Source organism: Streptomyces sp. NPDC085937, assembly GCF_044540535.1.
Lineage (GTDB): Bacteria > Actinomycetota > Actinomycetes > Streptomycetales > Streptomycetaceae > Streptomyces.
Map to the genome: position 1 here is coordinate 355,262 of NZ_JBITSH010000001.1, position 11,578 is coordinate 366,839.

Consider the following 11,578-nt stretch of genomic DNA (forward strand, 5'->3'; position numbering starts at 1 on the left):
CGATGAAGGAATCGACCCCCACTGCCGAGACCGCGAGCCGCCGGCCCGGGCCGGCCGCTCGCGGTGGGCGGCCACGGCGCCGCAAGCTCACCTTCGACCGGGTGACGTTCTTCCTCGCGTTCCTCGGTGTCCCGCTGGCCATCTTCGTGATCTTCGTCCTGATCCCGTTCGGCCAGGCGATCTTCTGGGCGATGACCGACTGGCGCGGCTTCAGCCCGGACTACAACTTCGTCGGCTTCGACAACTTCACGAAGATGTTCCAGGACGACATCTTCCTGAAGGCGTTGCGCAACGTCGCACTCCTCGCGGTCTTCGTGCCGCTGGTGACGCTGACGCTCGCCCTCGGGGTCGCCGTGGCCATCACCCTGGGAGGGCCCGGCAAGGGCCCCGTCCGGGGGATCCGGGGAGCGTCGTTCTACCGGATCGTCTCGTTCTTCCCCTACGTCGTGCCGGCGATCATCGTCGGTCTGATCTGGGCGCAGATGTACGACCCGAACGCCGGGCTGCTCAACGGCGTCCTCACGGGCCTCGGCCTCGACCAGTTCGACACGTTCGCGTGGCTGGGCGAGAAGGCGACGGCGATGCCGGCCGTGATGTTCGTCATCATCTGGGGGCTCGTCGGGTTCTACGCGGTGCTCTTCATCGCCGCGATCAAGGGCGTTCCCGCCGAGCTGTACGAGGCGGCGAGGATCGACGGGGCCGGCCGGCTGCGCACCACGGTCTCGATCACCCTGCCGGCGATCCGGGACAGCGTGCAGACGGCGTACATCTACCTGGGCATCGCCGCCCTCGACGCGTTCGTCTACGTGCAGGCGATGGTGCCGAACGGCGGCCCGGACAACTCGACCCTGACGATCAGCCAGCGTCTGTTCAACGTCGCTTTCGCCAAGCAGCAGTTCGGCTACGCCACCGCGATGGGCGTCGTCCTCGCCGTCGTCACCCTGGTGTTCGCGGCGCTGGTGTTCCTCGTCAACCGCCTCACGGGCGGCGGCGAGGGCGAGAGCAGGAAGAAAGCACCTGGGGCGAGAGCCCGGCGTGCCGCAGCCAAGGGAGGTGCCGGGTGAGCGCCATCGCCGCAGACCGGAAGACGGCCAGTGACCGTGAACCGGCGAGAGACCGGAAGCTGACGCGCGTCGCCGTGAGCAGCGACCGCAGATTCGCGGCGATCTCGCACACCTTGCTGATCCTGTGGTCCGTGATCGTGATCGTGCCCATGCTGTGGGTGCTGATGTCGTCGTTCAAATCGACCGGCGAGATCCTTTCGTCGCCGTTCTCGCTGCCGGATCACTGGCGGATCGAGAACTACGCGAACGCGTGGACCGACGCGAACATCGGAAGGTATTTCCTGAATTCCGCGATCGTCGTGGTCTCGGCACTGATCCTGGTGATGCTGCTCGGCGCGATGTGCGCCTACATTCTCGCCCGGTTCGAGTTCCCCGGCCGCCGGCTGATCTACTACGTCATGCTCGCCGGCCTGACTTTCCCGGTCTTCCTGGCGATCGTTCCGCTTTTCTTCCAGTTGCAGAACTTCGGGCTGCTGAACACGCGTCTCGGACTGATCCTCACCTATGTCGCCTTCGCGCTGCCGTTCACGATGTTCTTCCTCTATTCGTTCTTCCGGTCGCTGCCGCACGACGTGTACGAGGCCGCGCTGATCGACGGTGCCGGGGACTGGCGGGCGTTCTTCCAGGTGATGCTGCCGATGGCCAGTCCGGGCATGGCGGCAGTGGCGATCTTCAACTTCCTGGGGCTGTGGAACCAGTTCCTGCTGCCGGTGGCGCTCAACACCGACCAGGACATGTGGGTCCTCACCCAGGGCATGGCCGCCTACGCCTCCTCGCAGGTCTACGACATCGACTACGGCGCGCTGTTCGCGGCGATCGTGATCACGGTGGTGCCCGTGCTGATCGTCTACTGCGTCTTCCAGCGGCGGATCGCCGGTTCGGTGTCGCAGGGAACCTTCCGCTGACGCCCACCGCCGCTCCGCCCGTCGTGCACAGGGGTCCGGCCCCGGAGAGACAGCTCTCCGGGGCCGGACCCCTGTGGCGCACCACGGGTAGTCGGCCGGACACGGGCTGGAACCGATTTCTGTCAAGGTCTTGACGGCACTGGGCGATTCAGCGGAGTTTGGACTTCATAACTTGTACAAGGCCTCGTCGCCCAGGGTGACGCGGGCCAGGGATGAGGGTGAGAGTCAATGGAGACTCCGGGGTCGCAGTCGTCGCTGCACCGAGCCAACCTGGAGCGGGTCGTCCGAGCAGTACGTCTTGCGGGTTCCCTGACCCAGGCGGAGATCGCGAGGACGACCGGCCTGTCCGCGGCCACGGTCTCCAACATCGTCCGGGAACTGAAGGAGGGCGGGACGGTCGAGGTCACCCCCACCTCCTCGGGGGGACGCCGGGCCCGCAGCGTATCGCTGAGCGGGGATGCCGGCATCGTCATCGGGGTCGACTTCGGCCACACCCACCTGCGGGTCGCGGTCGGAAACCTCGCCCACCAGGTGCTGGCGGAGGAGGCGGAGCCGCTGGACGTGGACGCCTCCTCCTCGCAGGGCTTCGACCGGGCGGAACAGCTGGTCAACCGGCTGGTCGAGGCCACCGGCGTGGACCGGTCCAAGGTCGCGGGCGTCGGTCTCGGCGTGCCGGGGCCGATCGACGTGGAGTCCGGCACGCTGGGGTCCACCGCGATCCTGCCCGGCTGGTCCGGCACCCGGCCCGCCGAGGAGCTGCGGGGGCGGCTCGGCGTACCGGTGCACGTGGACAACGACGCCAACCTCGGCGCCCTCGGCGAGATGGTCTGGGGCAGCGGCCGGGGGGTGCGCGACCTGGCGTACATCAAGGTCGCCAGCGGTGTCGGGGCGGGTCTGGTGATCAGCGGAAAGATCTACCGCGGGCCAGGCGGAACTGCGGGCGAAATAGGGCATATCACCCTTGACGAGTCGGGTCCGGTCTGCCGCTGCGGCAACCGCGGCTGCCTGGAGACCTTCACGGCCGCGCGCTACGTGCTGCCGCTCCTCCAGCCCAGCCACGGCACGGAGTTGACCATGGAGGGCGTCGTGCGGCTGGCGCGGGACGGCGACCCGGGCTGCCGGCGCGTGGTCGCCGACGTGGGGCGTCATATCGGGTCGGGTGTGGCCAATCTTTGCAACCTGTTGAATCCGAGCCGGGTGGTGCTCGGCGGCGATCTCGCCGAGGCGGGCGAGCTGGTTCTCGGGCCCATAAGGGAGTCCGTGGGACGCTATGCCATCCCCAGTGCGGCACGCCAACTGTCCGTGCTTCCTGGGGCACTTGGCGGCCGGGCGGAGGTGCTCGGCGCCCTCGCCCTGGCGCTGAGTGAAATGGGCGATTCGACCCTTTTGGACGGAACTGCGACGGGGTCCCTCGCCGCCTCCACCCCTGCCTTCACTTAGAGAACGGATGGCACCGTTGCCATCTCGTTAAGGATTTACTTCTTGACGTCGCACGCGCGGCCGAGTTGACTTCCAGCCACCTCGGCCGCAACGACGCGGCCTCGTCAGGGAGGTTTGTAGAAGTGAACACGCGTATGCGTCGTGCAGCCTTTGCCATCGCCGCGGGTGCGATGGCCGTCTCGCTCGCCGCCTGTGGCAGCGCCGCCGAGTCCGGCGACAAGAGTGACTCGGGCGACTCCGCCGCCAAGGGCGACAACATCAAGGTCGGGCTGCTCCTGCCGGAGAACCAGACCGCGCGGTACGAGAAGCTCGACAAGCCCTTGATCGAGAAGAAGGTCAAGGAGCTCACGAACAACAAGGGCGAGGTCGTCTACGCCAACGCCAAGCAGGACGCCAGCCTGCAGAACCAGCAGGTCGACACGATGGTGACCAACAAGGTCGACGTGCTCATCGTGGACGCGGTGGACGCCAAGGCCATCGCCGGCTCCGTGAAGAAGGCCAAGGACGCGGGCATCCCGGTCGTGGCCTACGACCGCCTCGCCGAGGGTCCGATCGACGCCTACACGTCGTTCGACAACGTGACCGTCGGCAAGACGCAGGGCGAGGCCCTGCTGCAGGCGCTGGGCGACAAGGCCAAGAGCGGCCAGATCGTCATGATGAACGGCTCCTCCACCGACCCGAACGCCGCCATGTTCAAGCAGGGCGCGCACTCCGTCCTCGACGGCAAGGTGAAGGTCGGGCGCGAGTACGACACCAAGGAGTGGAAGCCGGAGAACGCCAACGCCAACATGCAGGGCGCCATCTCCGCGCTCGGCAAGGACAAGATCGTCGGCGTCTACTCCGCCAACGACGGCATGGCGGGCGGCATCATCACCGCCCTCAAGGCCGCGGGCCTGAAGAACATCCCGGTCACCGGCCAGGACGCCGAACTCGCCGGTGTGCAGCGCATCGTGACCGGTGAGCAGTACATGAGCGTCTACAAGCCGTACCCGCAGGAGGCGAACGTCGCCGCGGAGATGGCCGTCGCGCTGGCCCAGGGCAAGTCGCTGGACTCCATCGCCAAGGACAAGGTCGACAGCCCCACCGACAAGGGCATCCCGTCGGTGATCGTCCCCGTCGTGTCGCTGACCAAGGCGAACATCAACGACACCGTGATCAAGGACGGCATCTACACCGTCCAGGAGATCTGCACGGACAAGTACAAGGCCGCCTGCGACGCGATCAACCTGAAGTAAGCAGCCTCCGCGTCCCGTGACCCGGGGAGTCCGTGACCCGGACTCCCCTACGGGACCGACTGCCACACGCTTCCGCCGGCGCCCCGCACACCACAGCCCCGCAAGCTACGCGGGGCGCCGGACGGAAACACCCCCCAATCCTCTGCACAACCTCCCGCCGGGTCAGGCGGCGAAGGAGATGGTTCACGTGTCCGCTACGCCCGTGCTGGCGTTGCGCGGGGTCTCCAAGCGGTTCGGTGCCGTCCAGGCGCTCACCGACGTCGAGCTTGAGGTCCACGCCGGTGAAGTGGTCGCCCTGGTGGGCGACAACGGAGCCGGAAAGTCCACGCTGGTCAAGACGATCGCCGGCGTGCATCCCATCGATGAGGGCGTCATCGAGTGGGACGGCAAGCCGGTGCAGATCAGCAGGCCGCACGACGCCCAGAGCCTGGGCATCGCGACGGTCTACCAGGACCTCGCGCTGTGCGACAACATCGATGTCGTCGGCAACCTCTACCTGGGCCGGGAGATCCGCAGGCGCGGTGTCCTGGACGAGGTGGAGATGGAGCGCCGCTCCCGCGAGCTCCTCGACACCCTGTCGATCCGCATCCCCAGCGTCCGTATCCCGATCGCCTCGCTCTCCGGCGGTCAGCGCCAGGTCGTGGCCATCGCCCGCTCCATGCTCGGCGAGCCCAAGCTGGTCATCCTCGACGAGCCCACCGCGGCCCTCGGCGTCGAGCAGACCGCGCAGGTCCTCGACCTGGTCGAGCGGCTCCGTGAGCGCGGCCACGCGGTCATCCTCATCAGCCACAACATGGCCGATGTGAAGGCCGTGGCGGACAAGGTCGCCGTCCTGCGCCTCGGGCGCAACAACGGCGTCTTCGAGGTCAAGTCGACCTCGCAGGAAGAAATCATCTCCGCCATCACGGGCGCCACGGACAACGCCGTGACCCGTCGTGCGGCGCGCACCAATGGGGAGATCGCGAAGTGAGCACCGAGAAGACCTCCACCCCCACCGCCGAAGACAAGTCCGTGGCCAACCCCGAAGCGGCCGCCAAGGCGGTCACCGTGGTCGACCCGCGCCTGCTCGTGCGCGAGCAGGGTCTCGTGGGGTACTGGAACGAGTTCAAGCGGAAGATGAAGGCCGGTGACCTCGGCTCCATACCCGTCGTGGTCGGCCTGCTGATCATCTGGGCCATCTTCACCAGCCTGAACGGCAACTTCCTCACCGCCGGCAACTTCTCCGACATGTCCGTCGCCATGGTCGGCACCGGCATGATCGCCGTCGGCATCGTCTTCGTCCTGCTGCTCGGCGAGATCGACCTGTCGGTCGGTTCCGTCAGCGGTGTCGCGGGCGCCACGTTCGCCGTGCTGAACATCACGCACGGCATGAACGAGATCCTGGCCCTGGTGCTGGCGATCCTCACCGGCACGGTCGCCGGCGCGATCCACGGCTTCATCTTCGCCCGGATCGGCGTCCCGGCCTTCGCCGTCACCCTCGCCGGCCTGCTGTTCTGGCAGGGCTTCATGCTCCAGATCCTGGGCGACAACGGCACCATCAACCTGGACAGCGACGGGCTGGTCGTCAAGCTGACCAGCTACTACTTCACCGACGTGGCCGCCGCGTACGGTCTGGCGCTGCTCGCGACCGTGGCGTACTTCCTCGCCGCGTTCTTCGACAACCGCCGCCGTGAGGCCGCCGGTGTGCCCTCCCGCCCGCTGAACGAGATCATCGTGCGGACGGTGCTGCTCGCGATCCTGGCGTTCGTCGTCGCGATCGTGTTCAACCAGTACAAGGGCCTGCCGCTGGCCGTGGTGGTCTTCCTGGCCTTCCTGGTCCTCACGGACTTCGTGCTGCGCCGTACCTCCTACGGCCGCAAGGTGTTCGCGCTCGGCGGCAGCGTCGAGGCGTCCCGCCGTGCGGGCATCAACGTGGAGCTGATCCGGATCTCGGTCTTCGCGATCGCCGGCACCTTCGCCGCGATGGGCGGCCTGTTCGTCGCGTCGAAGATCGCCTCCGCCAACCAGGGCGCCGGTACCGGTGAGTTCCTGATGAACGTCATCGCCGCCGCCGTCATCGGCGGTACGTCCCTCTTCGGCGGTCGTGGCCGCACGTGGGACGCGCTGCTCGGTGTGATGGTCATCGTGTCCATCCAGTACGGGCTCGCGCTGGAGGGTATCGCCTCGCCGGTGCAGTACATGATCACCGGTGGTGTGCTGTTGGCGACGGTCGTCATCGACGCCGTCACCAGGAAGACGCAGAAGTCCGCGGGGCGGGCCTAGTTGGTTCGCCGCGGGTGAGCTGTGGTTGATCGCGCCCGCGCGGCGGAGCCGCAGGTCGATACAGCCCCGCCCCTAAGGGCGTTGTCGCTGCCCGGTGCCTTTACAGGTGCCGGGCAGCGGTGTTTCCGGGTCAGGGGGTTGTGGTGGCCAGGGTGAGGCCTATGACTATGAAGAGCCAGCCCGTCGTCAGGTCCCAGCGGTGACGGACGCGTGGGCGGGCGAGGAAGGTCCGTAACCGGGCGGCCACGGTGACCAGGGCGAACCAGAGGACGACGCCGATCAGGACGTCCAGGACGCCCAGAAGGAGGATCGGCCGTACGGGTGAGCCCGTGCCGTGCACGAACTGCGGCAGGACGCTGAGGAAGAACAGGGCCGCCTTCGGGTTGAGCACGTTGGTGAGAAATCCCTCGGTGAAGCCCGACCGGCCGCGCGCCGGTCCGTCCTCGGGCGCCCCCGCCCCGGTGCCGTGTTCGCGGGCGGCCCGCCGGGCCGCCAGGACCGCCTGGACCCCCAGGTACACCAGGTACGCCGCGCCGAGCAGCTTGACGGTGCCGTAGACCACGGGGGAGCGGGCCGCGATCAGCGACAGGCCCGCGGCGGCGGCCAGCATGTGCACGCACAGACCCGTCTGGGCGCCCAGCGCCGCGGCCCGCCCCCGGGCGGGACTGTCGGCGGCCGAGCGCACCACCACCAGGAAGTCCGGCCCCGGGACCAGATAGGCCACCACCACGACACCGAGGAAACCCGTCAGGTCCACCGACATCCGCACTCCTCGGCCCGCGGCGGCCCGTCCGCCCCCGATGGACCTCCGGTACCCGCACGGGACGAGGACAGGCGGACGGGGGCGGGAGGGCTCGACGCCTCGTTCGTGGGTACTGCTGATCGGGTGACGTACGACGCACCGCCCGGAGAACGGCCGCCCGGGCGGAAGATTAGACTCGACCCGCCCGGCAACAGCTCGATCAGCTCTACTGCAAGGAGGCACGGGTGCCGCTGCTGACCCGCATCACGGGACCGCGCGATCTGGACCGGCTCACCCTGGAGGAGCTCGACCAGCTGGCCGGGGAGATCCGGACCTTCCTCGTCGACGCGGTCTCCAAGACCGGCGGCCACCTCGGCCCCAACCTCGGTGTGGTGGAGCTCACCCTCGCTCTGCACCGGGTCTTCGAGTCCCCCAAGGACAAGGTCCTGTGGGACACCGGCCACCAGTCCTACGTGCACAAGCTGCTGACCGGCCGGCAGGACTTCTCCCGGCTGAAGATGAAGGGCGGCCTGTCCGGCTACCCCTCGCAGGCGGAGTCCGAGCACGACGTCATCGAGAACAGCCACGCCTCCACCGTCCTCGGCTGGGCCGACGGCATCGCCAAGGCCAACCAGCTGATGAAGCGGGACGACAGCCACGTCGTCGCGGTCATCGGCGACGGCGCCCTCACCGGCGGCATGGCCTGGGAGGCGCTCAACAACATCGCCGACGCCAAGGACCGCCCGCTGGTCATCGTCGTCAACGACAACGAGCGCTCCTACTCGCCCACCATCGGCGGCCTGGCGAACCACCTGGCGACCCTGCGCACCACCGACGGCTACGAGCGCTTCCTGACCCGCACCAAGGACCTCCTGGAGCGCACCCCGGTCGTCGGCCAGGCCCTCTACGACACCCTGCACGGCGCGAAGAAGGGTCTGAAGGACTTCATCGCCCCGCAGGGCATGTTCGAGGACCTCGGCCTGAAGTACGTCGGCCCCATCGACGGCCACGACATCGAGGCCCTGGAGTCCGCGCTGGCCCGCGCCAAGCGGTTCAACGGCCCGGTCATCGTGCACTGCCTCACCGAGAAGGGCCGCGGCTACCAGCCCGCCCTCCAGGACGAGGCGGACCGCTTCCACGCCGTCGGCAAGATCCACCCCGACACGGGCCTGCCGATCGCCACCTCGGGCGCCGACTGGACGTCCGTCTTCGGCGAGGAGATGGTCAAGCTCGGCGAGGAGCGCGAGGACGTCGTCGCCATCACCGCCGCCATGCTCCAGCCGGTCGGCCTGGACAAGTTCGCCAAGCGCTTCCCCGACCGCGTCTACGACGTCGGCATCGCCGAGCAGCACGGCGCCGTCTCCGCGGCCGGCCTCGCCCACGCGGGCGTCCACCCCGTCTTCGCCGTCTACGCCACCTTCCTCAACCGCGCCTTCGACCAGGTGCTCATGGACGTCGCCCTGCACAAGTGCGGCGTGACCTTCGTGCTCGACCGGGCCGGCGTCACCGGCACCGACGGCGCCTCCCACAACGGCATGTGGGACATGTCGATCCTCCAGGTGGTGCCCGGACTGCGGCTCGCCGCCCCGCGCGACGCCGACCAGGTCCGCGCCCAGCTCCGCGAGGCCGTCGCCGTCGAGGACGCCCCCACCGTGGTGCGCTTCTCCAAGGGCGCCGTCGGCCCCGCCGTGCCCGCCGTGGGCCGCGTCGGCGGCATGGACGTCCTGCGCGAGCCCGGCACCGACACGCCCGACGTGCTGCTCGTCTCCGTGGGAGCACTCGCGCCGATGTGCCTGGAGATCGCCTCCCTGCTGGACCGGCAGGGCATCTCCACCACCGTCGTCGACCCGCGCTGGGTCAAGCCCGTCGACGAGGCCATGGCCCCGCTCGCCGAGAAGCACCGCGTCGTCGTCACCGTCGAGGACAACTCGCGCGTCGGCGGTGTCGGCTCCGCGGTCGCGCAGGCCCTGCGCGACGCCGGGGTGGACATGCCGCTGCGTGACTTCGGCATCCCGCCGCGCTTCCTCGACCACGCCTCCCGCGCCGAGGTGATGACCGAGATCGGTCTGACCGCCCCGGACATCGCCCGTCAGGTCACCGGCCTGGTGGCGAAGCTGGACGGCCTCCCCCACTCTCGGCTCCGCTCGAGCGGGGGGACCCCCACCGAGCGGTCCTCCGCCGACGCCGTCGACGCGGTGGAGCCCGCCCGGGACTGACCCGCCGTCCGCGCGCGACCCGCCGTCACCGGTCCGGCCGCGCGCACGTGGTCCGAACGGGCCGCGCGTGCCACCGTGAAGTGTGGCGCGCGCGGCCCGTTCGCGTGAAGGCGTCCGCGCCGGGGCATACGAACCACGCCCCCTCTCGATCATGTCGAGGACGACAAGCGTGGGAGGTACCCGTGACAAGCCCCCTCTTCCGGACGAAGAAGGTAGAGCAGTCCATCCGCGACACCGAGGAGCCCGAGCACGCCCTCAAGAAGTCCCTGTCCGCGCTGGACCTCACCGTTTTCGGTGTCGGTGTCATCATCGGCACCGGCATCTTCGTCCTCACCGGTACGGTCGCCAAGGACAACGCCGGGCCCGCCACGGCCCTGGCGTTCGTGGTGGCCGGTGTCGTCTGCGCGCTCGCCGCGCTCTGCTACGCCGAATTCGCCTCCACCGTCCCCGTGGCGGGCTCCGCGTACACGTTCTCGTACGCCTCCCTGGGCGAGCTGCCGGCCTGGATCATCGGCTGGGACCTCGTCCTGGAGTTCGCGCTCGGCACGGCGGTGGTGGCCGTCGGCTGGTCGGGCTACATCCAGTCGCTCATGGACAACGCGGGCTGGGAGATGCCCGCCGCGCTCGGCAGCCGTGAGGGCTCCGACGTCTTCGGCTTCGACATCCTCGCCGCCGTCCTGGTGCTGGTCCTCACCGGCATCCTGGTCCTCGGCATGAAGCTGTCCGCCCGGGTCACCACGGTCGTCGTCGCCGTCAAGGTGACCGTCGTGCTGGTCGTGATCATCGCCGGTGCCTTCTTCATCACCGCCGACAACTACGACCCGTTCATCCCGGACTCCAAGCCCGTGCCCGCCGGGGACAGTCTCGACTCCCCGCTCATCCAGCTGATGTTCGGCTGGGCCCCGGCCAACTTCGGCGTGATGGGCATCTTCACCGCCGCCTCCGTGGTGTTCTTCGCCTTCATCGGCTTCGACATCGTCGCCACGGCCGCCGAGGAGACCAAGAACCCGCAGCGCGACATGCCCCGCGGCATCCTCGGCTCCCTGTTCATCTGCACCCTGCTCTACGTCCTGGTGTCGATCGTCGTGACCGGCATGCAGCACTACACCGAGCTGTCCGTGGACGCCCCGCTCGCCGACGCGTTCAAGGCCACCGGGCATCCCTGGTACGCCGGCTTCATCAGCTTCGGGGCCGCCGTCGGCCTGACGACCGTCTGCATGATCCTGCTGCTCGGCCAGACCCGCGTCTTCTTCGCGATGAGCCGCGACGGACTGCTGCCCCGGTTCTTCTCCCGGGTCCACCCCCGGTTCAAGACCCCGCACCGGCCGACCATCCTGCTCGGTGTCCTCATCGCGATCTTGGCCGGCTTCACCCCGCTCAACGAACTGGCCGCGCTGGTGAACATCGGCACGCTGTTCGCCTTCGTCATCGTCGCCATCAGCGTGCTCATCCTGCGCCGCACCCGGCCCGACCTGCCCCGCGCGTTCCGCACCCCGTGGGTGCCGGTGCTGCCGATCGTGTCGGTGGCGGCCTCGCTGTGGCTGATGCTCAACCTGCCCGCCGAGACCTGGGTCCGGTTCGGCATCTGGATGGCGATCGGCATCGTCGTGTACTTCCTCTACAGCCGCAGCCACAGCCGGCTGGCCGGCGGGGAGGATGCGGAGACCGCAGCCGTCGGACCGTCCGGCAAGGGATCCGGCTGACCCGGTCCCGG

9 protein-coding genes are annotated in these 11,578 nt (G+C 68.8%); 8 read left to right on the forward strand and 1 reads right to left on the reverse strand.

Annotation, left to right across the window (positions count from 1 at the left end; translation table 11 throughout):
• Positions 1-2: 2 nt before the first annotated feature.
• The 6 genes from ACIF8S_RS01415 (at position 3) to ACIF8S_RS01440 (ending at position 6,906) form a co-directional block, all read left to right on the forward strand.
• Complete coding sequence (locus ACIF8S_RS01415) at positions 3-1,064, forward strand: carbohydrate ABC transporter permease (RefSeq protein ID WP_399996664.1); 1,062 nt, start codon at positions 3-5, stop codon at positions 1,062-1,064.
• A complete protein-coding gene (locus ACIF8S_RS01420; RefSeq protein WP_399996665.1) occupies positions 1,061-1,969 on the forward strand; it encodes a carbohydrate ABC transporter permease in 909 nt (302 codons plus the stop codon). Before ACIF8S_RS01415 ends, ACIF8S_RS01420 begins: the two co-directional genes overlap by 4 nt.
• Positions 1,970-2,197: 228 nt before the next feature.
• Positions 2,198-3,409: an ROK family protein gene (locus ACIF8S_RS01425; RefSeq protein ID WP_399996666.1), complete on the forward strand. Its 1,212-nt coding sequence runs from the start codon at positions 2,198-2,200 to the stop codon at positions 3,407-3,409.
• A gap of 134 nt (positions 3,410-3,543) precedes the next feature.
• Positions 3,544-4,644 carry a sugar ABC transporter substrate-binding protein gene (locus tag ACIF8S_RS01430; protein WP_399996667.1) on the forward strand — a complete coding sequence of 367 codons (1,101 nt, stop codon included), beginning with the start codon at positions 3,544-3,546 and terminating at the stop codon, positions 4,642-4,644.
• A gap of 178 nt (positions 4,645-4,822) precedes the next feature.
• Entirely contained in the window at positions 4,823-5,614 is a 792-nt protein-coding gene (locus ACIF8S_RS01435) for an ATP-binding cassette domain-containing protein (RefSeq protein WP_186568366.1), read from the forward strand.
• Entirely contained in the window at positions 5,611-6,906 is a 1,296-nt protein-coding gene (locus ACIF8S_RS01440) for a sugar ABC transporter permease (protein ID WP_399996668.1), read from the forward strand. Before ACIF8S_RS01435 ends, ACIF8S_RS01440 begins: the two co-directional genes overlap by 4 nt.
• A gap of 130 nt (positions 6,907-7,036) precedes the next feature.
• Here ACIF8S_RS01440 and ACIF8S_RS01445 read toward each other — a convergent pair whose 3' ends face one another.
• Positions 7,037-7,669 carry a LysE family translocator gene (locus ACIF8S_RS01445; protein ID WP_399996670.1) on the reverse strand — a complete coding sequence of 211 codons (633 nt, stop codon included), beginning with the start codon at positions 7,667-7,669 and terminating at the stop codon, positions 7,037-7,039.
• Between the two features lie 224 nt (positions 7,670-7,893).
• Here ACIF8S_RS01445 and dxs point away from each other — a divergent pair, with 224 nt between their 5' ends.
• Together dxs and ACIF8S_RS01455 are read left to right on the forward strand one after the other, a co-directional pair.
• Entirely contained in the window at positions 7,894-9,864 is a 1,971-nt protein-coding gene (gene dxs / locus ACIF8S_RS01450) for a 1-deoxy-D-xylulose-5-phosphate synthase (RefSeq protein WP_399996671.1), read from the forward strand.
• A gap of 182 nt (positions 9,865-10,046) precedes the next feature.
• A complete protein-coding gene (locus ACIF8S_RS01455; RefSeq protein ID WP_399996672.1) occupies positions 10,047-11,567 on the forward strand; it encodes an amino acid permease in 1,521 nt (506 codons plus the stop codon).
• Positions 11,568-11,578 lie beyond the last annotated feature (11 nt).

What these genes read in the sequence shown, in the direction of transcription:
- ACIF8S_RS01415 (WP_399996664.1), top strand. Translation starts at nt 3, where the DNA reads ATGAAGGAATCGACCCCCACTGCCGAGACCGCGAGCCGCCGGCCCGGG.
- ACIF8S_RS01425 (WP_399996666.1), top strand. Translation starts at nt 2,198, where the DNA reads ATGGAGACTCCGGGGTCGCAGTCGTCGCTGCACCGAGCCAACCTGGAG.
- ACIF8S_RS01430 (WP_399996667.1), top strand. Translation starts at nt 3,544, where the DNA reads ATGCGTCGTGCAGCCTTTGCCATCGCCGCGGGTGCGATGGCCGTCTCG.
- ACIF8S_RS01435 (WP_186568366.1), top strand. Translation starts at nt 4,823, where the DNA reads ATGGTTCACGTGTCCGCTACGCCCGTGCTGGCGTTGCGCGGGGTCTCC.
- ACIF8S_RS01445 (WP_399996670.1), bottom strand. Translation starts at nt 7,669, where the DNA reads ATGTCGGTGGACCTGACGGGTTTCCTCGGTGTCGTGGTGGTGGCCTAT.